Below are 21,802 nucleotides of genomic sequence, written 5' to 3' on the forward strand. Positions count from 1 at the left end.
TTCCGGATAGGGCTTGCCTGTAGGAAGCGGTGATGCTCAAGTACGAAAACCTAATGACGAGCTGTGGAATAACCGGCATGGAGCTACAGAAAAACGCTGCGCTGATTCTCATCGATCAACAGAAAGGCATTCTTCATCCCAGGCTCGGCTCTCGCAACAATCCCGAGGCGGAGCTGCGCATGTTGGAATTGCTGGCGCTCTGGCGACATTCGGCGCGACCGGTGATTCACGTCCACCATCTGTCCCGCTCACCGGACTCGGTGTTCTGGCCAGGGCAGTCGGGCGTGGAGGTTCAACAACGATTCGAGCCGATGGCCGGTGAAGGGCTGATTCACAAGCAAGTGCCTGATGCGTTTAGTGGTACCCGTCTGGAAGAGAACCTGCGTAAGGCCGGGATCGGGCAATTGGTGATCGTCGGTGTGGCGACGAACAACTCGGTAGAGTCCACGGCGCGCACAGCCGGCAATCTGGGATTCGACACCTGGGTGGCCGAGGACGCCTGCTTTACCTTCGACAAGGCCGATTATTTCGGCAATGCCCGCTCGGCTGCCGAGGTGCATGCCATGTCGCTGGGCAACTTGCATGGGGAGTATGCAACGGTGGTCAGTGTGCGGCGGATTCTGGAGGCGGGCTGATAGAAAGTGCCGGCCTCATCGCGAGCAAGCTCGCTCCCACAGAGGTTTGCGGCGAGACGATATGGGGTGATCGCCGCGGATCAATGTGGGAGCGAGCTTGCTCGCGATGGCGGTCTAGCAGGCGAAGAGATTTTCCGCCCGAACCCTCAAGCCCCGTGGCATTTCTTGAATTTCTTGCCATTGCCGCATGGGCAAGGGTCGTTGCGGCCGACATCCTTCAGCGCGTTGCGCACTGGCTCCTGGTGAGCGTGGCCGCAGTTCGGGCCATGGACGTGGCCGTGATCATGCTCGTGGTGATGGTCGTGGTCGTGGTTGCAATCAGGGCCGTGAACGTGAGGTTGTTGGGTCATCGGGGTTACTCCGCAATAAAATCGGCGGCGATTATCACGCCATTGCGCTCCAGGTGCACGTAGTGAGCGATGAATAATCCGGTTTCCAGCTCACCTTCCAGACGATAGGGAATCTGCTGGCGGGGTTTCTCAAGCAGTTTTACCACCTCCCGTACCTGCGGCCACAGGTTGGTACGGATAGGCACCTTGAAATAGGCGCTTTGTTTGGGGGGCACGGTAAACCAGTGTTCGTGCTCACCTTCGGTCAGCAGCAGGTCGCCCAGGTGGATGCGGTAGGTCAGGCCGCGCACGGTCAGGTCGTTGTCGGCAGGGTTGTCGACGCGAAAGTGCAGCATGAACTTCTGCTCCAGCAACCGGGCCCGCACCACCTCGACCTTGACCAGATGCACTTGTGGCTCAGGGGCTTCTTCACCCCACCAGGACGCGCAGCCGCCGAGCCCGACGAACAGCAGCAGGCAGGTGATGCGCAGCAAGAGTGATGGTGGGGTCATGTCCGTGCCTCTGGTTTATCCCCAGTCTAGCCCGCTGGCAAGCGGACGAGCGTCGGACGATTCCGATATCAACGCGTGAAGTAGCCTGCACAGCACTTCTTGAATTTATGCCCGCTGCCGCACGGGCAGCTGTCATTGCGTCCGGTCTTGACCGGCACGGTCGGGTCGATGAAGTACCAACGCCCGTCATTCTGCACGAACGAGGACTGTTCGCGGTGGCTATGTTCGCCCTGACCGTCGTGCCAACGCGCCGTGAAGGTCACGAAGGCGTGTTCCGGTTGGCCCCCGAACACTTCGCTGCTCTCTACCTCCAGTCCCAGCCAGGTGCTTTTGGCACTCCACTCGCTGATGGACAGGCGATCGAGGCCGGCCTGTTGGGCGGGAAGGGTAGTGGCCACTAGATAATCCACCAACCCCAGCACGTAGGCGCTATAGCGCGAGCGCATCAAGGCTTCGGCGCAAGGTGCCGGGTGACCGTCGTGATAATGGCCGCAGCAGGCGTCCAATGGGTTGCCACTGCCGCAGGGGCAAATGGTTGTGTGCATACTTGTGTTCACGGCTACCACCAGTATTTTCCAAAGTTTTCCGGGTTGGCCCAAAAGCGTGAGTTGAGCCAGTCGGGGACTTGTTTGTATTCAAGCAGATCGTAGGTAAACAGGGTCAGCACCTGCTCCTCGCGCTGGAATCGCTCGCTCGCTTGCAGGGCCAGGGAGAAAAAGTCCGTCTCCTGCCAGCCGCAGGCGTTGAGATCTGCCAGCACCGCGATACGGCTGGCATTGAGATTGCGGATGCCACCCAACAGGTTCAGACCGTCGCGCTTGGGCAAATGCTCCAGGCAATCGAGCGCCAGGGCCAGGTCAAAACGTCGCGCCGCGACGTCCGCCGGCAGCGTGCCGGGGGTGGCATGGACCACTTCGGTGTCAGGGTGCGCCTGCTGGAAGGCTTCGAGTGCGGGAAAGCTGCTGGCACCGATCAACAACAGTTTTTGCGGGGCATAGCGATCAAGCACGGCAGCCAGGGCTTGCTGGGGTGTGCGCGAAGAAATGGCAACGGTCATCGAAGTTCCTCAGTCAGAAGCATCACGATAGCCTGCCCGGACAGCATGGCCTAGAGCGGTTTGCGCCTAAACGTGTCGAACTGCCGCAAATACGGGGCGAAATCCAGGATTGCTTGAGGCTGGCGCAGATCCGAACTCGGGTCTTTACTCCCTTGAATCGGCGCAAAGCCGATCCCTCAAGGAGAAAACCCAATGAGCATAGTTCGGACAGCGTTACCCCTGGTTCTGCTAACCAGTGTGTTGACTGGTTGCGCAGGTTTGCAGAAAACCGACTGGCCGATCTGTGCGGCCACCGGTGGCGTCGTCGGCGCTGGATTGGGCGCCATCGAAAGCAGTTCCTGGATCGGCCCCGGAGCGTTGGTGGCCGGCACTGTGGCGGCGGGTTGGTGCTGGGCTCATGGTGACGGCGACGAAGATGGCGATGGTGTGCCGGACAGTCGCGACAAGTGCCCAGGCACACCGAAGGGTGTGCAGGTCGATGCCGACGGCTGCCCGCCGCCCGCCCCGGCGCCGGTGGTTGAAGAACCGGCAGTGGTCAAGGAAGAGACCATCGTGATCCGCGACGTGCACTTTGAGTTCAACAAAGCCACGCTGACCCCGGCTGACAAGGAGATTCTGAGCGGCGTTGCGACCCGGCTCAAGCAGGAAACGTCTACTGCGCAACTGCGGGTCACGGGTCATACCGACAGCGTCGGCAGCGATGCCTATAACCAGAAACTGTCGGAAAAACGGGCCAATTCGGTGGTGCAATACCTGGTCCAGCAAGGTGTGCCTAGCGCCAGCTTCGTCTCGGTGTCCGGCGCCGGTGAGAGCCAGCCGGTGGCTGACAACAAAACCGCCGATGGTCGCGCGCTGAACCGCCGCACGGAAATCAAGATAAATCGCTGAAACCCTTGTCATCCGCGGCTTGTACAGTCGCGGATGCGGGTCTTTACTCCTGTGTGACCGGTATGGGCCGGTGACACAGGAGCATTCCCTATGAACGTTCTAATCAGGGCAGCCTTGCCGGTACTGCTCGCGAGCAGTCTGTTGTCCGGTTGTGCCACTCACAGCGATGGCAGCGCTCCCCTCAATCAACGCACCTGGCCAATCTGCAGCCTGATTGGCGGCCTTGTCGGCGGCGGGCTGGGAGCCATTGAAAGCAGTGGCTGGGCTGCCGGTGGCGCCGCTCTGGGGCTTTTGGGCGGTGGTTTGGTCTGTTACGCCCAGGATGGCGATGAAGATGACGACGGTGTGTTCGACCGCCGTGACCGGTGTCCCGACACGCCGGCCAATACCCCGGTCGAGCATCACGGTTGCCCGCTGCCGCAATACCCGGCCAGCGCCCCGCCGGTCGAACCTGAAGCGCCGGCCACTGAAGTGATCACCCTCAACGATGCCGGCAAGGTGCTGTTCGATTTCGACAAGTCCGATCTCACCGCCGCTGCGCGAAGCCAACTCGATGGACTAATGGGCAAATTGAGCCATGCCAATGTCGTCAGCATTCGCGTGGTAGGCCACACCGACAGCGTCGGTACCGACGCCTATAATCAGGGGTTGTCCGAGCGGCGCGCCAGCAGCGTCGTAGAGTATCTGCTGACCCAGGGGCTGGCCCCGGACAAGCTCACCAGCGAAGGCAAGGGTGAAAGTGAGCCGGTGGCCGATAATGAGACTGACGAAGGGCGGGCGCAGAACCGTCGGGTCGAGCTGCATATCCAGCGTTGAGCCCTGAGCCAGAGCCGTCGGGTCGCGAGGAGGGCGGTTCGACGGTCGCTGGCCGGTGCTAAATTAAATTTTCCTCGCCCTCTGGCTTATCCTGCGCGCAAGCCGTTACTGTGCGGCCAAAGAATAATACTCATCGGGGGGCGTATGAAGGTGTTTTGGGGGCTGGGGCGTTTACTGACCCTACTGTTCTGGTTGGTGGTGCTGGTCAACCTGATCCTACCGTTCGTCCATCCACTGCATCTGCTGGTCAACTTTGCCGCAGCGCTGCTACTGGCGGTGCATTTGCTGGAGCTGTTGTTGTTCAGGGCCAGTTTTCGTGGCCGCCCTTCGCCTGGCCGCGATCGCCTGCGAGTGCTGCTGTTTGGCATCTTCCATCTGCAAACCATCCCGACCGCGCCAGAGGCTTCTCATGCGTAAATTGTGTCTGCTCGTCGCATTCGTCTGCCCATGGGCTTCGGCTCAAGTGCTCCAGGTAGAAAGCCACTCGCTCATGCGCCTGCCCAATACCACCAGTACCTTGACCCTGGAACGGCTGGATGTGGCCGATTACGGCACCTTGCTGGTGCCTTCCAATGTCACTGAGTTGTCCATTGGCCAACTGCACCTGGGGCGCGAGGCGCGGATCGCCATCGTGCCGGCGCAACAGGCCCTGGAAATGAAAGTCGCCCAGGCTGAATTGGCCGACGGCAGCCAGATCACTTCCCGGGGCGCGCCGGGCACCTATACCAAGGCGGCCCGGCCGGGGCGCAATCTCAACCTGCGTTTCAGTGCCTTGAACGCGCCGCTGTTGTCGGTGGATGCCCGCGGCGGTACCGGTGCGCCGGGTTTCGTCGGCCTGGACGGCGCCAATGGCAAGGCTCCGGGTTGCACCTGGGGTTCGGCCGGCCGCGGTGCTGACGGCAGTAATGGCAGCGATGGGCAGCCTGGGGCCGCCGGTGCGCTGGTGCGCCTCGAAGTACCCCGTGCGTATCCCGCCGAACAGATCAAGGTGGTGGTGGACGGTGGTGCGGGTGGTGCGGCGGGGCCCGGTGGCAAACCGGGGGCCGGGGGCAAGGCCAAGGGCTGTCTCGTCTATACGGCCGACGGCGGCAAGAGCGGTCGGCCTGGCGCCGCCGGCCAGCCGGGGCCTGCCGGCGCGGCGGGGGCGGTGACGGTGCAGCGGTTCTAAGTGTTTGACGGAGCCTGATGTGGGAGCGAGCTTGCTCGCGATTGCGGTTTGTCAGTCATATAAAGGCTGAATTGATCCACCGCTATCGCGAGCAAGCTCGCTCCCACAGGGCCTTGTGCAACTTTTAGAACATCGGCCGCGCAGCGCCAATGGCCACCACCAGTAAGCCGATCAACAGATTGATCCCCACCAGTTTGCGAATCTTCCCCAGCACCGCCGCACCCGCCGGCCAGTCCTGGGCCGTCACCGCACTACGCAAGGCCGGCAACTGTAGCCCCTGGATACGGATAAACAGCGCGGTCATCACCACATACAAGCCCATCATGACCTGCACATAACGCGGCGCGGTTTCGAAACCGGCAAAGCGCACGTGGATCAGGCCGACACCGCTGATCGGCAAAAGCACTACCGCCACCCAGACCCAAACGAAAAAACGCTGAAACACTTCTAGCCACAACTTGAGTCGGGCAGGGCCTTCAAGGGCCGTCATAGCGGCGGGGCGCAGGACCACCCAGGCGAAGAACATGCCGCCGACCCAAACCAGGGCCGCCAGCAAGTGCAGGGTGTAGACGAGGGCAAAGGGTGTCATTGAGTTACTCCGTTCTGCGCAGGATTCATTAGCGGGGTATGATAGCCGCCGATCCGAACCACTGAAAATTTATCCAGCGTTTTTAGCGCCCGACCATTCATGATCAGCACCGAACTCAAAACCACGATCCAGGGCGCCTATTCGCGTTTTCTCGAAGCCAAGAGCCTCAAGCCGCGATATGGCCAGCGCCTGATGATTGCCGAAGTGGCAAAAGTCCTGGGTGACATCGACACCGACGACGAAGGCCGGCGCAGTGGCGAGCCCGCCGTGGTGGCGGTGGAGGCCGGCACCGGTACTGGCAAGACCGTGGCCTACAGCCTGGCGGCGATTCCCACCGCCAAGGCCGCTGGCAAGCGCTTGGTGATTGCCACCGCTACCGTCGCCCTGCAAGAACAGATCGTCTACAAGGACTTGCCCGACCTGATGCGCAACAGCGGGCTGAATTTCAGCTTTGCGCTGGCCAAGGGGCGTGGGCGCTACATGTGCCTGTCCAAGCTCGACATGCTACTGCAGGAAGGCCAGGCGCAGACCGCCACGGCCCAGCTGTTCGAGGAAGAAGGCTTCAAGATCGAGGTCGATGAGGCCAGCCAGAAGCTGTTTACCAGCATGATCGAGAAATTGGCCGGCAATAAGTGGGACGGCGACCGCGACAGCTGGTCCACGGCCCTGGAAGACGCCGACTGGTCTCGCCTGACCACCGATCATAGCCAGTGCACCAACCGTCATTGCCCCAACTTCGGCCAGTGTGCTTTCTACAAGGCTCGCGAAGGCATGGGCAAGGTCGACGTCATCGTCACCAACCACGACATGGTGCTGGCCGACCTGGCCCTGGGTGGAGGCGCGGTGCTGCCGGACCCGCGAGACACGATCTACGTGTTCGACGAAGGTCACCACCTGCCGGACAAGGCTATCGGCCATTTCGCCCATTACACCCGGCTGCGTTCCACCGCTGACTGGCTGGAAACCACCGCCAAGAACCTCACCAAACTGTTGGCCCAGCATCCGTTGCCGGGAGACCTGGGCAAGTTCATCGAGCAAGTGCCGGAGCTGGCGCGGGAAATCAAGACCAACCAGCAGTTCATGTTCACCGCTTGCGAGCAAGTGGCCGATTTCAAGCCCGGCGAAGACGTCGAAGGCCGCGAGCGGCCACGCCATCGTTTCGTCGGTGGGGTGATCCCCGAGCACATGCGCGAAATGGGCATTGAGCTCAAGAAAGGCTTCGCCCGCCTGACCGATCTCTTCACCCGCCTGACCGACCTGCTCAAGGAGGGCATGGATGGCGAGGTCAACATCGGCATCGCCAGCAACCAGGCCGAGGAATGGTATCCGCTGTTCGGCAGTCTGTTGTCCCGCTCCCAGGGCAACTGGGAGCTGTGGACGGCCTTCACCGCCGAGGATCCGGAAGACAACCCGCCGATGGCGCGTTGGCTGACCTTGGCCGAAAGCGGTTCGCTGTTCGACATCGAGGTCAATGCCAGCCCGATCCTGGCGGCGGAAATGCTGCGTCGCAACCTGTGGAACGTGGCCTATGGCGCGCTGGTGACGTCCGCGACGCTGACTGCCCTGGGCACGTTCGACCGCTTCCGCATGCGGGCCGGCTTGCCGAAGAAAGCCGTGACCGCCGTGGTTCCGAGCCCGTTCCACCATGCTGACGCCGGTGTGCTGCGAGTGCCGGATCTCAAGGCCGATCCACGGGATGCTGCTGCCCACACTGCGGCGATCATCCGCGACCTACCGGAACTGGTAGAAGGCTCGCGGGGCACCCTGGTGCTGTTTTCCTCGCGCAAACAGATGCAGGACGTGTTCGATGGGCTTGACCGTGACTGGCGCAAACAGGTGTTCATCCAGGGCAACCTGTCGAAGCAGGAAACCCTGAACAAGCACAAGGCGCGGGTCGACGGCGGGGATTCCAGTGTGCTGTTCGGCCTGGCGAGTTTTGCCGAAGGCGTGGATTTGCCCGGTGCCTATTGTGAACACGTGGTGATCGCCAAGATCCCGTTCTCCGTCCCTGACGATCCGGTGGAAGCCGCGCTGGCTGAGTGGATCGAAGCCCGTGGCGGCAACCCGTTCATGGAAATCTCGGTGCCGGACGCTTCGCTGAAACTGGTCCAGGCCTGTGGCCGATTGCTGCGGACCGAAGAGGACCGCGGCACCATCACCTTGCTCGACCGGCGGCTGGTGACCCAACGCTATGGCAAGGCGATCCTCAACGCGCTGCCGCCGTTTCGGCGGGAGATTTCCTGATAGGTGCATGACTTGCAGTGGCGAGGGCGCTTGCTCCCTCGCCACAAAGGCCAGTACCAGTCCGGTCAGCCGTCTTGCGGCGGTTCCCAAAAGCCTGAATGGCTGAAACAATGCCAGCACTTTAAAAAGTGTTTGTTTCAAAGGAGTTGCGGGTGCAGATTCAAGGCCATTATGAGCTTCAGTTCGAGGCGGTGCGTGAAGCCTTCGCGGCGCTGTTCGATGATCCCCAGGAGCGTGGCGCGGCGTTGTGCATTCAAGTCGCTGGCCGGACCGTGGTCGACCTGTGGGCCGGTACCGCTGACAAGGATGGCAGCGAAGCCTGGCACAGCGACACCATCGCCAATCTGTTTTCCTGCACCAAGACGTTTACCGCTGTCACAGCCTTGCAATTGGTGGCCGAGGGCAAGTTGCAGCTGGATGCCCCGGTCGCCCGCTATTGGCCGGAATTTGCCGCAGCCGGCAAGCAATCCATCACCCTGCGCCAGCTGCTATGCCATCAGGCTGGATTGCCGGCGCTGCGTGAATTGCTGCCGCCCGAAGCACTGTATGACTGGCAAACCATGGTCGATGCCCTGGCCGCTGAAACACCTTGGTGGACGCCGGGCGAGGGCCACGGCTACGCCGCGATCACCTACGGTTGGCTGATCGGTGAGCTGCTGCGTCGGGCCGATGGACGTGGCCCAGGGGAGTCCATCGTGGCCCGGGTCGCCAAGCCATTGGGCCTGGATTTCCACGTAGGCCTGGCCGATGAGGAGTTTCATCGCGTGGCCCACATTGCCCGTGGCAAAGGCAACGTTGGTGATGCGGCGGCCCAGCGCCTGCTGCAGGTGACGATGCGCGAACCCACGGCCATGACCACCCGGGCCTTCACCAACCCGCCATCGATCATGACCAGCACCAACAAGCCGGAGTGGCGACGCATGCAGCAACCGGCGGCCAACGGCCACGGCAATGCGCGGAGCCTGGCCGGGTTCTACGCCGGTCTGTTGGACGGCAGCCTGCTGGAAGGCGAAATGCTCGACGAACTGACTCGCCAGCACAGCCTCGGCGAGGACAAGACACTGTTGACCCGGACCCGTTTCGGCCTGGGTTGCATGCTCGATCAGCCGGATGTTCCGAACGCGACCTACGGCCTTGGCCCACGGGCATTCGGTCATCCGGGGGCGGGAGGCTCTACCGGGTTTGCCGATCCGGAACAGGATGTGGCTTTTGGCTTCGTGACCAACACACTCGGGCCTTATGTGTTGATGGATCCGCGCGCGCAGAACCTTGCGAGGGTGCTTGCCACTTGTCTGTAAAACGCCATTGAAGGCGGCGGGCACAGGAACCTCGTGTCCTTTTCAGTTTCCAAGCGTCTGTTTATGCGGCCCGAACATGGCCTTTTGTTTTTTCATTTACATTATTTTGTGGATATCCAATGTCATCGAATAAAACCCTCGCTCTGGCGCTGTGCTTCGCTATTACCGGTTGCGCACAAACCCCACAAAATGATGCCGAGAACGGCAGTAGCTGGTGGCCGTTCGGGGCCTCCGACAAGGTTGCGACTAAAGATGCGGCGCCAGCGGCGCCCCTGAAGCCGGCAGCCGTCGCGCCACAGGTCAAGGCCGAGAGTGCCACCCACTGGTGGTGGCCGTTCTCCTCCGATGACGCCGCCGACGTTGCCAAGAAAGACGAAATCAAACCTCAAGCCAAGCCTGAAGCCCAGGCACCGGCGAACGTCGCCAAGGCTGAAGCCGAAAGCAACGGCAAGTGGTGGTGGCCGTTCGGCGGCAAGGATCAGGAAACCGCCAAGGCAGTGCCAATGCCCGACCCGAAAGTCACCCAGGCCTGGCTTGACGATTACGAGCCGAAATTGCGCACCGCTATCAAGGACAGCAAGCTTGAGCTTGAGCGCCGCGACAATGTGCTGGTGGTGACCGCGCCAGTGGATAGCTCTTTCAACCCTGACCGCCCTGCGATGTTGCTCCCAGTGACCCTTGGCCCGTTCACTCGCGTTGCCAAGGTCCTCGAAGCCGACCCGAAAACCGCCGTGCTGATTCTTGGTCACGCCGACACTTCCGGCGCTGCGCCAGCCAACCTGAAACTCAGCCAGGAGCGTGCCCAGTCCGTGGCGGCGATTTTCCGTCTCAGCGGCTTGCAACGTGATCGCCTGATGCTGCGCGGCATGGGCGCGGTCGCACCCCGTGCGGCCAACGATAGCGTGGAAGGCCGTGCCTTGAACCGTCGCGTGGAATTGCTGGTGACACCGGCAAACACCATGGTTGCGCTGCTGAGCAAGTACAACATGCCGGCCCCTGCGCCAATGACGCTGGTGGCGGCCCAAGACGTGAAACCTGTCGCCCCCGCTCCAGCGCCTGTAGCTAAAAAAGCCGCGACCACGGCCACCAAAAAAGCTCCAGCCAAAAAGACCGTCGCCAAGGCTCCTGCGAAGAAAGCTGCGACCAAAGCGCCCGCGGCGAAGAAACCTCAACCGGCCAAAGCCGCCACCGATACCAAGAAAGTCGCGGCCGCCGATACTCCCAAGCAGTGATGGGCTAACCACAAGGAACGCGCCATGACCCAAGCGCTGGCTGATATGCGCCGCGATTACACCCGCGATGGCCTGACCGAGGCGCAAGCCCCGGCCGAGCCGTTCGCGCTGTTCCACCAATGGTTCGCCGATGCGGTGAAAACCGAGCAGGCCCCGGTGGAGGCCAATGCCATGACCCTGGCGACAGTGGATGCCGAAGGGCGCCCTCATTGCCGAATCCTGCTGCTCAAAGGACTGGACGCCCAGGGCTTCACGTTTTTCACCAATTACGACAGCGCCAAGGGCCAGCAGCTGGCAGGCAATCCCTTCGCGGCCATGACGTTTTTCTGGCCGACCCTGGAGCGCCAGGTGCGCATCGAGGGCAAAGTGGTAAAGGTCACGGCGCAGGAGTCGGACGCCTATTACCAAGTGCGGCCACTGGGCAGCCGTCTCGGTGCCTGGGCCTCGCCCCAGAGCCGGGTGATTGCCGGTCGCGGTGAGCTGGAAGACTTGCTCAAGGCCACGGAACAACGCTTCAGCGACAATCAACCACATTGCCCTGAGCATTGGGGCGGTTATCGTCTGCTGCCCGAGCGCATTGAATTCTGGCAAGGTCGCCCGAGCCGCCTGCACGATCGCCTCAACTACCGCCTGCAAGGGGCGGACTGGGTTCGCGAGCGTCTGGCGCCTTAGCGCGATAACCTGCAGCAGCGGTTTGCAGCCATTGCTGCAGGTCCCGGCGCTTGATGCCTTGCTCCCGGGCGCGGGCCAGTTGTTGCAGCATGTAGGTTTTTTTCTGCTCATCCTGCCCCGCCAACGACAGCGCCAGGTCGCGGTCCACCCAGCGCTTGATGCGCACATACAGCCACCAGTGGAAGTACAGACCGGCCACGGTGGTGGCGACTATGATGAAATAATCCATGAAAAATCCTTGGGTCGGTGACGCAGATATCGGAAATTGGCGCTACTGTGAGAGGGATTTTTCGGGCGCGCCTGTATTGCACCTGAATGAAACCAATTTTATCCCGGCGGGGCCGTGACAGGCGTCAAGCTGCGGAGTTTAATGAATACCTGTCTTTTGGAGTTGATGCTATGCGTAAGTCTGTTTTGCTGGTTGCTTCTTTTTCCACGATGGCGATGTTGCTCACTGGCTGTCAGTCGAGCCTGACCGGTGACTCCTACTCCCGTGACGAAGCGCGTCGCGTGCAGACGATTCGTATGGGGACCATCGAAGCCCTGCGTCCGGTCAAGATCGAAGGCACCAAGACCCCAATCGGCGGTGCGGCCGGTGCAGTGGTCGGTGGTGTGGGCGGTAGCGCCATCGGTGGCGGTCGTGGCAGCATCGTCGCCGCGGTGATCGGCGCTGTGGCCGGTGGCCTGATCGGCTCCGCTACTGAAGAAGGCCTGACTCGCACCCAGGGTGTGGAAATCACCGTTCGCGAAGACGACGGCAGCATGCGTGCCTATGTGCAGCAGGTTCAGGAAAACGAGGTGTTCCGTGTGGGTGAGCGGGTTCGTATTTCCACTGTGGGTGGCACGAGTCGCGTATCGCACTAAGCGGGAGTGGGTAAGAGAGAGCGGCGCTTTTTCCGGGAATGGAAAGCGCCGTTTTTTTTGGGAGACTGGTGTGTATATCCGTTAGCGCAGCAATGGATATACACCCCCCTCAGGCAACCAGGAATCAGCTCGGCAATGCAGGCTGCTTGCGACTGGCCGCCGCTGTCACCGCGTAACCCAACAACGCCGCCAATATCGAACCGGTGAGGATCCCCATCCGGTCCATGCCGGCGTAGTCACTCACACCCGGCTCGAACGCCAGGGAGCCGACGAACAGGCTCATGGTGAACCCGATACCGCACAGGATCGCCACGCCCAGTACCTGTCCCCAGTTGGCACCCGTGGGCAGGCTGGCGATGCCGATCTTCACGGCCAGCCAGGTCAGGCCGAATACGCCGACGGTCTTGCCCAGCAGCAGGCCGATAGCGATACCCATCGGTACGTGATGAGTGAAGCTCTCGACGGTGACGCCGCTCAGGGACAGGCCGGCGTTGGCGAAGGCGAACAGCGGCAGGATGCCGTAGGCCACCCAGGGATGCAGGGCATGTTCCAGGGTCAGCAGCGGTGAGGTTTCGGCATTTTTCGTCTGCAGCGGAATGCAGAACGCCAGGGTCACCCCCGCCAGGGTGGCATGGACACCGCTCTTGAGCACGCAGACCCACAGAATCAGGCCTATGACCATGTAAGGGCCGAGCTTGACCACGCCCATCCGGTTCAACGCCACCAGCGCGGCGATGCAGGCTGCCGCCAATATGAGCGACAGACTGGACAGGGCGCCGGAGTAAAAGATCGCGATGATGATAATGGCGCCCAGGTCGTCGATGATCGCCAGGGTCATCAGGAACAGCTTGAGCGACACCGGCACCCGCTTGCCGAGCAGGGCCAGCACGCCGAGGGCGAAGGCGATGTCGGTGGCCGTCGGAATCGCCCAGCCGGCGAGGGCGGGGGGATTGTCGCGGTTGAGGAACCAGTAGATCAGTGCCGGCACCACCATGCCGCCAATCGCTGCCGCGCCGGGCAAGACGATTTGCGACGGTTTCGACAGTTGCCCGCCGAGGACCTCCCGCTTGACTTCGAGGCCGATGAGCAGGAAGAACATCGCCATCAGGCCGTCGTTGATCCACAGCAACAGGGGTTTGGCGATCTTCAGTGCCCCGACCTGAGCAACCACCGGCGTATCCAGCAGGCCGTTGTACAGCCAGGAAAGGGGTGAATTATTGATGGCCAGGGCCAGCACGGCAGCGGCGATCAGTAGCAGGCCGCTGGCAGCCTCCAGCTGGAAAAAACGTGTCAGAGAATTACGTAGAGCCACGATCGCTCTCCATTCATCGAATCAAAAAGATGGCACACCCTAACCCGTACGGTTAGTTGTTAAAACAAAAGTTATATTCTTTTTTGTTATATGACGTTACAACGCCTGTAAGGCGCGGTCGGGCAGTTACGGCGCATATTGGACCTTAGCTGTACCTGTGCGCGATGTCGGTTTTTTCCTAAGCTTGTGACTGGTTTTTCCGAGACCAAAGTCGCGCCTGTATGACCGCCAGGTTTCCCGCGTCGAACCGATCCAGTGAGAACACACCATGAACGACCACCGCCAGTGGGCGCGCGAAGCGATTCGCATCATTGAGGCTGACTTCCAGCGCAGTGCCGATACCCACCTGATTCCACTGCCACTGCCAGGCCTGCCGGGCATCGAGCTGTACTTCAAGGATGAGTCCAGTCATCCCACTGGCAGCCTCAAGCACCGGTTGGCGCGCTCGCTGTTTCTCTATGCGTTGTGTAACGGTTGGCTCAAGCCCGGGGCGCCGGTGATCGAGGCGTCCAGCGGTTCGACAGCCATTTCGGAGGCGTACTTTGCCCGGCTGCTGGGCCTGCCGTTCATTGCAGTGATGCCGGCGACCACCTCCAGGGAAAAAATCGCACAGATTGCCTTCTATGGCGGCCAGAGCCATCTGGTGGACGATCCGACACAGATCTACGCTGAGTCTGAACGCCTGGCCCGCGAGCATGACGGTCACTTCATCGACCAGTTCACCTATGCCGAACGCGCCACGGACTGGCGGGCCAATAACAACATTGCCGAATCGATCTTCCAGCAGATGCGCTTCGAGCGGCATCCGGAGCCAAGCTGGCTGATTTCCAGCCCCGGCACCGGCGGTACCACGGCCACCCTGGGGCGCTACGTGCGTTATCGCCAGCACGGCACCCGTGTGCTGTGTGCCGACGCCGAGCGTTCGGTGTTCTTCGACTACTACCGCAGCGGCGATGCCAGCCTGCGCCTGGATTGCGGCTCGCGAATCGAAGGCATCGGCCGGCCACGGGTCGAGGCGTCGTTTTTGCCCAAAGTCATCGATGCGATGGTCAAGGTTCCGGACGCGCTGTCACTGGCGGCCATGCATTACCTGGCCGGGCGCCTGGGACGACGGGTCGGTGGTTCCAGCGGTACCAACCTGGTCGGCGCGCTGATTGCCGCCAGGCAGATGGTGCAAGCGGGGGAGTCGGGGTCGATCGTCGCGATTTTGTGCGACGGCGGCGAGCGCTATGCCACGACTTATTACGATCCGGCGTGGCTCAAGGCCCAGGGCTATGAGTTGAGTGGGTTGATGGACATCGTAGCGGCGAGTGTGGAGCGGGGCGAGGCGTTGCCGGAGAGTGTGTTGCGAGCGAATATCTGAAAACACCTGGATCCCTCGTGGGAGCGAGCTTGCTCGCTATAGCGGTGGATCAGTCAACATCTATGTTGAATGCCTGGCCGCCATCGCGAGCAAGCTCGCTCCCACAGGGTCGTGCTGTTCACTTAGGAAAATCCTGCCTTGAGTGAACAGCATTGGCCCCGGAAGGGGGCTCTGTCAGGCTTCGAGACCGAGGATATCTCGCGCCACCGCCTCGGCAATCCGGATCCCGTCCACGCCCGCCGACAGGATGCCGCCTGCATAACCGGCGCCTTCGCCGGCCGGGAACAAGCCCTTGACGTTCAGGCTCTGCAGCGTTTCGTCGCGGGTAATGCGCAGGGGCGACGAGGTACGGGTTTCGATCCCGGTCAGCACCGCGTCGTGCAGCGAATAACCGCGAATCTGCTTCTCGAACGCCGGCAGGGCTTCGCGGATGGCTTCGATGGCGAAGTCCGGCAGGGCCTGGGCCAGGTCGCCCAGGGAGACGCCAGGCTTGTAGGACGGTTCGACGCTACCCAGTGCCGTGGACGGCTTGCCGGCGATGAAGTCGCCCACCAGTTGCGCCGGGGCCTCGTAGTTGCTGCCGCCGAGCACGAACGCGTGGGACTCCAGGCGCTCCTGCAACTCGATCCCCGCCAGCGGGCCGCCCGGATAATCGACTTCCGGGGTGATGCCAACGACGATGCCGGAGTTGGCGTTGCGCTCGTTGCGTGAATATTGGCTCATGCCGTTGGTCACGACGCGGTTCGGCTCGGAGGTCGCGGCTACCACAGTACCGCCCGGGCACATGCAGAAGCTGTACACCGAGCGACCGTTCTTGGCGTGGTGCACCAGTTTGTAATCGGCGGCGCCGAGCTTCGGGTGGCCGGCGTACTTGCCCAAGCGCGCGCTGTCGATCAGCGATTGCGGGTGTTCGATACGGAAACCTACCGAGAACGGCTTGGCTTCCATGTACACGCCGCGGCTGTGGAGCATGCGGAAGGTGTCCCGGGCGCTGTGGCCCAGGGCCAGGATCACATGCCTGGAATGAATCCGTTCACCGCTGGCCAGTTCGACGCCGACCAACTGGCCGTCCTCGATCAGCACATCGGTGACGCGCTGCTGGAAGCGCACTTCACCGCCCAGGGCGCGGATTTGCTCACGCATGTTTTCCACTACGCCTGTCAGGCGGAACGTACCGATGTGCGGTTTGCTGACGTAGAGGATTTCTTCCGGTGCGCCGGCCTTGACGAACTCGTGCAGGACCTTGCGACCGAGGAACTTCGGATCCTTGATCTGGCTGTAGAGCTTGCCGTCGGAAAACGTCCCCGCGCCACCTTCGCCGAACTGCACGTTGGACTCAGGGTTGAGCACGCTTTTGCGCCACAGGCCCCAGGTGTCCTTGGTGCGCTGGCGCACTTCCGGGCCGCGTTCGAGGATGATCGGCTTGAAGCCCATCTGTGCCAGCAACATGGCGGCGAAGATTCCGCACGGGCCGAAGCCGACCACGATCGGCCGTTCGCTCAGGTCGGCCGGAGCCTGGCCGACCACGTTGTAGCTGACATCCGGTGCTTCGTTGACGTTACGGTCATCGACGAACTTGCGCAGCACGCTGGCTTCATCGCGCACCGTCAGGTCGATGGTGTAGATAAAGCACAGTTCGGAGGATTTTTTGCGCGCGTCGTAGCTGCGCTTGAACAAGGTGAAATCGAGCAGATCATCGCTGGCGATACCCAGGCGCTGCACGATGGCTGGGCGTAGGTCTTCTTCGGGATGGTCGATTGGCAGCTTGAGTTCGGTGATTCGTAACATGAGGGGATCCGGTTCGCGGGACGCACAACTGCGTCAGGGCGTGAACCGGCGATTATAAGCCAAAACCTGCGAATCAGTCGTTGCGCGCACCGCCAAAGTAGGCGCAGCCGCGCTGGACCTGACCGTTGACCCGCAGTTCGGCGCTCATGTGTTGCACGCTGCCGTTCACGTTGTCGACGCAGCGCTGGGGGGTGACCCAGAGCTCGACCTTCTGGCCATTGGCTTCGGTGCTGAGGTTGAAGCGGCCGTCACCCAACTGCTCCTCCATGTACGGCACCGCCAGGGGTGGCTGGCCCTCGCGTTCGAGCACCAGGCCCTTGCCGCTGGCCTTGAGGTTCCACTCGGGGCCATGGCCGGCGGCGCGCAGGATCAACAGTCTGAAATTTCCGTCATCGCACGCGGTGCCTGAGCGCTCCAGGCGATACAGCTGCTCCACGTCCAACTGGCTGTCGGTACCGGCCGCTGTGCTGGAGACGATACGGCCGCGCACGTCGGCAAACAGCTTGCCCCGCTCGTCGGCCAGGCTCGCGGCTTGCTGCAGCACGCTGGTGCCACCGCTGTCGTTGACGATGTAGCGGCGCTGTTCCTGGCACGGCTGGAACACCAGCTTGCCCTCGGCCGCCGTGAGTTCGCCCTGCATGCGCGTCTGACCGGCGTGGGAGGCGCTCTGACGCGGGGCGTCGAGCAATTGGCAGCCGGCGAACAGCGGCAGGAGGGCGACAAACAGCAGGGAGCGGGCGGCACGCATCATTGGGTCTCCAGACAAGTGCCGCCACGTTACTCAGACTGATCCTGCATCACAAGGGGTGTCAGCCCACGTGAAAGGTCTGACCGGTTTGTAGGCCTTCGACACTCTTGGCGTAGGCCAATGCGACATCGGCGGCGGGCACCGGTTTGTAGCCGCGGAAGTAAGGCGCGTATTTGTCCATGGCTTCGAGCAACACGTTCGGGCTCACCGAGTTGACGCGCAAGCCTCGTGGCAACTCGATTGCCGCGGCACGCACGAAACTGTCCAGGGCGCCGTTGACCAGGGCTGCCGACGCACCGCTCTTGATCGGGTCGTGGCTGAGCACGCCAGTGGTAAAAGTGAAGGATGCGCCGTCGTTGGCGAATTCGCGGCCGATCAGCAGCAGGTTGACCTGGCCCATCAGCTTGTCTTTCAAGCCCAGGGCGAAGCTGTCTTCGGTCATCTCGCCCAGGGGCGCAAAGGTGACATTGCCCGCTGCGCAGACCAGGGCATCGAAGCGTCCAGTCTTTTCGAACAGGGCTCGGATCGAGGCGCTGTCGCTGATATCCACGTGCAATTCACCGCTGTGGCGGCCAATCCGCACGATTTCGTGGCGCGGCGACAGTTCGTCGGCAATGGCCGAACCAATGGTGCCGTTGGCGCCGATCAACAGGATTTTCATGGGCTGTTCCTCAATGGGTTGAATGAGTTTTCAGTCTAGAGGGGTTCTTTTCATTAATAATCGTGCTAATAGGCAACCTTTGGTTTTCATTTGGAAACAATCCGATGAGCGAGATGGATGACCTGGCGGCGTTTGCGGTGTTGATGGAGGCCGGCAGTTTCACCCTGGCGGCCCAGCAGTTGGGCTGTAGCAAGGGGCAGTTGTCCAAACGCATCAGCTTGTTGGAGAGCCGGTTCTGCGTGGTATTGCTGCAGCGCACCACACGCCGCTTGAGCCTCACGGCGGCTGGCGCGGCGTTGTTGCCTCAGGCCCAGGCGCTGTTGGTACAGGTGGAAAGGGCGCGTCAGGCATTGGCTCGGTTGAAGGACGACATTTCCGGGCCGGTGCGGATGACGGTTCCGGTTTCGCTGGGAGAAACGTTCTTTGAAGGTTTGTTGATGGAGTTCGCACGCACCTATCCCGATGTGCAAATCGAACTGGAGCTCAACAATGGTTATCGCGATCTGACTCGCGATGGCTTCGACCTGGCGATTCGTTCTGACGCCGCCATCGATGAGCGATTGGTGGCCCGCCCGCTGCTGGCCTGGCACGAAATGACCTGCGCCAGCCCGGCCTATCTTCAACATTATGGCGAGCCCGAAACTCCTCAGGCCCTGGCCGAGCACCGCTGCCTGCTCAACAGCCACTACAGCGGGCGGGAAGAATGGCTTTATCACCAGCAACACGAACTGTTGCGGGTCCGTGTGTCGGGGCCGTTCGCCAGCAACCACTACAGCCTGTTGAAAAAAGCTGCCCTGGCCGGTGCCGGAATCGCCCGGTTGCCGTCATACCTGCTGCATGAAGAGTTGGCTGACGGACGCCTGCGCTGGGTGCTGCGCGATTACCAGACCCGGCGTATGCCGATGTACCTGGTGCATCCGTACCAGGGCGGATTGCCCAAGCGCACCCAGGTGCTGGCCGATTACTTGATCGATTGGTTCAAGCGCAGTGGCGAGGCGTTGGATCGGCTCGCTCCCACAGTGGGCCTGCGCTGAACACAAGACTCATGAACACCCAAGATCTCTATGGGAGCGAGCTTGCTCGCGAAGGCGGTGGCACATCCGGCATTTGTGCAAGCTGACCCACCGCTATCGCGAGCAAGCTCGCTCCCACAGGAGATTCCAGTTGCAATCAGTGGGCGTAGCGTTTGGCGATCAGATGGTCAATGGACACTACCCCCGGTCCGCGAGCCATCAGGTAGAGCAATACCGCCGCCCAGGTGCCATGGGTCGGATAGGCGTCCGGATAGACAAACAGCTGAATGGTCAACGTCATGCCCAGCAGGGCCATCGCCGAGAAGCGTGTTGCCAGGCCAAACAGTATCAACACCGGGAAGATATGTTCGGCAGCGGCCGCCAGATGCGCCGCCAGCTCGGGCGACAGCAGCGGCAGGGCGTATTCGCTTTTGAACAGTGGGATGGTCGAGTCCGCCAGATGCGGCAGGCCGATCTGGAAGGTACCCTCGAACAGGTCAATGGCCAGGCCTTCGATTTTGGTCTGGCCGGATTTCCAGAACACTGCGGCGATGGAGAACCGCGCAATAAAGGCGATCAGGCTGTGGGGGATTTTTTCCAGCCATTGAATGAAACCAGCAATCAGGGCGGTCATTGGGATGCCTGTTCGGGTAGGAGATCAGTGATGGCCTGGTGGCGGATGAGCCCCGCCAGAATGTGTTCCAGGTCAAGGTCGGGGTAGTGCTCGATTGCAGCCTCGATGGCCGCTGTCAGGGGTAGGCCCTGTTGCAGGGAGGTGATGAAGCCATGAGCACCGTGACTGATCGCGAGCACTTCCAGGTCGAGGCCATTGCGCAGCACCAGAGCGTTCTGGGCGGAATACGGCTCGAACGCTACGGGAGGTTCCTGCTGATGGGCAGCCCAGATAGTGACCACCGCGAAGGTTGATTGCAGCAGGCGCAACGATGGGTGAAAGCCGATCTTCAACTGCGCTGCAAGCGTGGGGCAGGACAGCACCTTCACAACGCGTTCCGCGCTCATGGGCTGGGCGTCGGCTGCATGCCCGGCCTCGACTTGCAGCCGCTCCAGGCGAGCCACGTCCGCGAGATAGGGCACGCAGGCGGCGGGTTCGAAACGTTCGATGAAGCCGGCAAAATCGGCGCCGTAGGCGCTCATGATCGGACTTTGCGGTGGCGCCGATTGAACGTAGACACCGGCCATGCCCCGGAAAAACTCCTCACCCACCAATTTCGCCACCACCGGATAGTTGTCGGCCAGGGCATTGATCAATGAGCTGAGCACGTTGTTGCGGTACACCGCGAGGCGGCTCTCGGGATCGGCGCCATTGGCGCTGATCAGGCCCGGCGGACAGGCCTGGTGCGGGGCGAGCAGCGCTGCGGCGAATTCGCTCTGGCGGCTCATGGCCGAGCTCCGGCGGCGCTTAACAGTCGCTCAGCCTGGCGTGCTTCAGCCAGCAGCACCGCCAATGCAGGAATGTGGTTGTCTCGCTCGATCAGGGTGGCAACTGGTCCGGTCCGCTCCAGTGCCTTGCGATACAGCTGCCAGACTTCATTGGCGATGGGCGCGCCGTGATCGTCTATCAGCAGGCGCTCGCCGAGGCTGTCGGTGTCTTCGGCAAACCCGGCCAGATGAATCTCACCGGTGGCCTGCAAGGGCAGGGCGTCGAGGTAGGCCTGCGGATCTCGGCTGTGGTTGATGGCAGAGACGTAGACGTTATTCACATCCAATAACAGACCGCAGCCGGTGCGACGAATCACTTCGCCAATAAAGTGAGGCTCGTCGAGGGTCGATTCCTCGAACGCCAGATAAGTGGCCGGGTTTTCCAGCAACAGCCTGCATTTGAGGCTGGCCTGCACCTGATCGACGTGTTCGCAGACGCGGTCGAGGCTCGCCTGGTCGTAGGCCAGGGGCAGCAAGTCATTGAGGAACACCGGGCCGTGGCTGGACCAAGCCAGGTGTTCGGAAAAGGATTGGGGCTGATAACGTTCGATCAGTGTGGCCAGGCGTCGCAAATGCGCGACATCCAGCGGCCCTTCGCCACCGATCGACAGGCCGACGCCGTGCAGCGACAGTGGGTACTGTTCGCGTATCCGCCCCAGGTAGTGATGAAACGGCCCGCCGGCCACCATGTAGTTTTCCGCGTGCACTTCGAAGAAGCCCAGGTCCGGTTGGGTCTGGAGTACTTCATGGAAATGCTCGGCCTTGAGCCCCAGCCCCGCCCTTGGCGGCAATCGGGTATCAGTGGCGAGAAAAAGCGCATTGGACATGGTGGCAGGCCTTGGGCAGGTGCGATCAGGACTTGGCTTTGAACGCTTGGAGCTGGCCAAAACCGGTGGGGGAGGTCTTGCTTTCGAGGGTGGTGCAGGTGCCTTTAGGGACCGATTTCCAAGCGTTGCCCTGATAATCCATTTTTGCGGTGCCTGCGCAGGTGGTACCAGCACCGGCGGCGCAGTTGTTCATGCCTTTGAGGGCGACGCCGAAGCATTTTTCCATGTTGTCGTCGGCTGCATGGGCGGTCGAGACGGCTGTCATGCTCAGGGCAGAACCCAGGGCCAGGACCAGGGCGGTGGCGGACAGGGTGCGGGTCGAAGCAGTCATGGTGATTCTCCAGTT

26 protein-coding genes are annotated in these 21,802 nt (G+C 61.7%); 12 read left to right on the forward strand and 14 right to left on the reverse strand.

What is annotated here, in order from left to right; translation table 11 throughout:
• Positions 1-77: 77 nt before the first annotated feature.
• Positions 78-635 (forward strand): cysteine hydrolase family protein, encoded by a 558-nt coding sequence (locus J9870_RS06210; RefSeq protein WP_210645120.1) that lies wholly within the window; start codon positions 78-80, stop codon positions 633-635.
• Between the two features lie 146 nt (positions 636-781).
• Here the strand turns inward: J9870_RS06210 and J9870_RS06215 are convergent, their stop codons facing one another.
• The 4 genes from J9870_RS06215 to J9870_RS06230 form a co-directional block, all read right to left on the reverse strand.
• A complete protein-coding gene (locus tag J9870_RS06215) occupies positions 782-985 on the reverse strand; it encodes an SEC-C metal-binding domain-containing protein (protein ID WP_034154967.1) in 204 nt (67 codons plus the stop codon).
• A 5-nt stretch (positions 986-990) separates the two neighbouring features.
• Positions 991-1,476: an LEA type 2 family protein gene (locus tag J9870_RS06220; protein WP_210643130.1), complete on the reverse strand. Its 486-nt coding sequence runs from the start codon at positions 1,474-1,476 to the stop codon at positions 991-993.
• A 68-nt stretch (positions 1,477-1,544) separates the two neighbouring features.
• On the reverse strand, positions 1,545-2,021 hold the full coding sequence (locus J9870_RS06225; RefSeq protein WP_210643131.1) for a YchJ family protein: 477 nt from the start codon (positions 2,019-2,021) through the stop codon (positions 1,545-1,547).
• Between the two features lie 14 nt (positions 2,022-2,035).
• The gene (locus J9870_RS06230; RefSeq protein WP_210643132.1) at positions 2,036-2,533 is read right to left on the reverse strand and encodes a DUF6231 family protein; all 498 of its coding nucleotides are present in this window, start codon (positions 2,531-2,533) and stop codon (positions 2,036-2,038) included.
• Between the two features lie 192 nt (positions 2,534-2,725).
• Here J9870_RS06230 and J9870_RS06235 point away from each other — a divergent pair, with 192 nt between their 5' ends.
• The 4 genes from J9870_RS06235 to J9870_RS06250 all read left to right on the forward strand — a co-directional run bounded on the left by J9870_RS06235 (position 2,726) and on the right by J9870_RS06250 (position 5,405).
• Entirely contained in the window at positions 2,726-3,421 is a 696-nt protein-coding gene (locus J9870_RS06235; RefSeq protein WP_210643133.1) for an OmpA family protein, read from the forward strand.
• A gap of 90 nt (positions 3,422-3,511) precedes the next feature.
• Positions 3,512-4,237: an OmpA family protein gene (locus J9870_RS06240; protein WP_210643134.1), complete on the forward strand. Its 726-nt coding sequence runs from the start codon at positions 3,512-3,514 to the stop codon at positions 4,235-4,237.
• A gap of 144 nt (positions 4,238-4,381) precedes the next feature.
• A complete protein-coding gene (locus J9870_RS06245; RefSeq protein ID WP_210643135.1) occupies positions 4,382-4,654 on the forward strand; it encodes a DUF1145 domain-containing protein in 273 nt (90 codons plus the stop codon).
• On the forward strand, positions 4,647-5,405 hold the full coding sequence (locus J9870_RS06250) for a collagen-like protein (protein WP_210643136.1): 759 nt from the start codon (positions 4,647-4,649) through the stop codon (positions 5,403-5,405). The genes J9870_RS06245 and J9870_RS06250 overlap by 8 nt, the downstream gene beginning before the upstream one ends.
• 124 nt (positions 5,406-5,529) lie before the next feature.
• Here J9870_RS06250 and J9870_RS06255 read toward each other — a convergent pair whose 3' ends face one another.
• Positions 5,530-5,994 (reverse strand): CopD family protein, encoded by a 465-nt coding sequence (locus J9870_RS06255; protein ID WP_210643137.1) that lies wholly within the window; start codon positions 5,992-5,994, stop codon positions 5,530-5,532.
• Between the two features lie 99 nt (positions 5,995-6,093).
• Here J9870_RS06255 and dinG point away from each other — a divergent pair, with 99 nt between their 5' ends.
• The 4 genes from dinG (at position 6,094) to pdxH (ending at position 11,440) form a co-directional block, all read left to right on the forward strand.
• Positions 6,094-8,238, forward strand: a complete 2,145-nt coding sequence (gene dinG / locus J9870_RS06260; protein WP_210643138.1) for an ATP-dependent DNA helicase DinG — start codon at positions 6,094-6,096, stop codon at positions 8,236-8,238.
• Positions 8,239-8,390: 152 nt separating this feature from the next.
• Entirely contained in the window at positions 8,391-9,536 is a 1,146-nt protein-coding gene (locus J9870_RS06265; protein ID WP_210643139.1) for a serine hydrolase domain-containing protein, read from the forward strand.
• Between the two features lie 119 nt (positions 9,537-9,655).
• Positions 9,656-10,768 (forward strand): OmpA family protein, encoded by a 1,113-nt coding sequence (locus J9870_RS06270; RefSeq protein ID WP_210643140.1) that lies wholly within the window; start codon positions 9,656-9,658, stop codon positions 10,766-10,768.
• A 24-nt stretch (positions 10,769-10,792) separates the two neighbouring features.
• Positions 10,793-11,440, forward strand: coding sequence for a pyridoxamine 5'-phosphate oxidase (pdxH, locus tag J9870_RS06275; protein ID WP_210643141.1), 648 nt, complete (start codon positions 10,793-10,795; stop codon positions 11,438-11,440).
• Here pdxH and J9870_RS06280 read toward each other — a convergent pair.
• Positions 11,388-11,669, reverse strand: coding sequence for a hypothetical protein (locus J9870_RS06280; RefSeq protein ID WP_210643142.1), 282 nt, complete (start codon positions 11,667-11,669; stop codon positions 11,388-11,390). The two genes, pdxH and J9870_RS06280, sit on opposite strands and share 53 nt — an antisense overlap.
• 170 nt (positions 11,670-11,839) lie before the next feature.
• Between J9870_RS06280 and J9870_RS06285 the strand changes: the two genes are divergently transcribed.
• Entirely contained in the window at positions 11,840-12,304 is a 465-nt protein-coding gene (locus tag J9870_RS06285; protein ID WP_063322674.1) for a glycine zipper 2TM domain-containing protein, read from the forward strand.
• A 124-nt stretch (positions 12,305-12,428) separates the two neighbouring features.
• On the opposite strand, the gene nhaA is transcribed toward J9870_RS06285, so the two are convergent.
• Positions 12,429-13,616 (reverse strand): Na+/H+ antiporter NhaA, encoded by a 1,188-nt coding sequence (gene nhaA, locus J9870_RS06290; RefSeq protein ID WP_210643143.1) that lies wholly within the window; start codon positions 13,614-13,616, stop codon positions 12,429-12,431.
• A 268-nt stretch (positions 13,617-13,884) separates the two neighbouring features.
• Here nhaA and J9870_RS06295 point away from each other — a divergent pair, with 268 nt between their 5' ends.
• Positions 13,885-14,979 (forward strand): PLP-dependent cysteine synthase family protein, encoded by a 1,095-nt coding sequence (locus J9870_RS06295; protein WP_210643144.1) that lies wholly within the window; start codon positions 13,885-13,887, stop codon positions 14,977-14,979.
• Positions 14,980-15,153: 174 nt separating this feature from the next.
• Here J9870_RS06295 and J9870_RS06300 read toward each other — a convergent pair whose 3' ends face one another.
• The 3 genes from J9870_RS06300 to J9870_RS06310 form a co-directional block, all read right to left on the reverse strand.
• Complete coding sequence (locus tag J9870_RS06300) at positions 15,154-16,767, reverse strand: NAD(P)/FAD-dependent oxidoreductase (protein ID WP_210643145.1); 1,614 nt, start codon at positions 16,765-16,767, stop codon at positions 15,154-15,156.
• A 73-nt stretch (positions 16,768-16,840) separates the two neighbouring features.
• On the reverse strand, positions 16,841-17,515 hold the full coding sequence (locus J9870_RS06305; RefSeq protein WP_210645122.1) for a hypothetical protein: 675 nt from the start codon (positions 17,513-17,515) through the stop codon (positions 16,841-16,843).
• Between the two features lie 61 nt (positions 17,516-17,576).
• Positions 17,577-18,176: a short chain dehydrogenase gene (locus tag J9870_RS06310; RefSeq protein WP_210643146.1), complete on the reverse strand. Its 600-nt coding sequence runs from the start codon at positions 18,174-18,176 to the stop codon at positions 17,577-17,579.
• Between the two features lie 104 nt (positions 18,177-18,280).
• On the opposite strand from J9870_RS06310, the gene J9870_RS06315 reads away from it, so the two are divergent.
• Entirely contained in the window at positions 18,281-19,210 is a 930-nt protein-coding gene (locus tag J9870_RS06315) for a LysR family transcriptional regulator (protein WP_210643147.1), read from the forward strand.
• Positions 19,211-19,346: 136 nt separating this feature from the next.
• Here the strand turns inward: J9870_RS06315 and J9870_RS06320 are convergent, their stop codons facing one another.
• From J9870_RS06320 to J9870_RS06335, 4 genes are read right to left on the reverse strand one after another with little or no spacing between them, the layout of a single operon-like run.
• Positions 19,347-19,823, reverse strand: a complete 477-nt coding sequence (locus J9870_RS06320) for a DoxX family protein (protein ID WP_210643148.1) — start codon at positions 19,821-19,823, stop codon at positions 19,347-19,349.
• The gene (locus J9870_RS06325) at positions 19,820-20,590 is read right to left on the reverse strand and encodes a DNA-binding domain-containing protein (protein WP_210643149.1); all 771 of its coding nucleotides are present in this window, start codon (positions 20,588-20,590) and stop codon (positions 19,820-19,822) included. The genes J9870_RS06320 and J9870_RS06325 overlap by 4 nt, the downstream gene beginning before the upstream one ends.
• Positions 20,587-21,456 carry a DUF692 domain-containing protein gene (locus tag J9870_RS06330; RefSeq protein ID WP_210643150.1) on the reverse strand — a complete coding sequence of 290 codons (870 nt, stop codon included), beginning with the start codon at positions 21,454-21,456 and terminating at the stop codon, positions 20,587-20,589. The genes J9870_RS06325 and J9870_RS06330 overlap by 4 nt, the downstream gene beginning before the upstream one ends.
• 25 nt (positions 21,457-21,481) lie before the next feature.
• Positions 21,482-21,787 carry a DUF2282 domain-containing protein gene (locus J9870_RS06335; RefSeq protein ID WP_210643151.1) on the reverse strand — a complete coding sequence of 102 codons (306 nt, stop codon included), beginning with the start codon at positions 21,785-21,787 and terminating at the stop codon, positions 21,482-21,484.
• Positions 21,788-21,802: the final 15 nt, after the last annotated feature.

The sequence above is a fragment of the Pseudomonas sp. Tri1 genome (genome assembly GCF_017968885.1).
In the GTDB taxonomy this organism is placed as follows: domain Bacteria; phylum Pseudomonadota; class Gammaproteobacteria; order Pseudomonadales; family Pseudomonadaceae; genus Aquipseudomonas.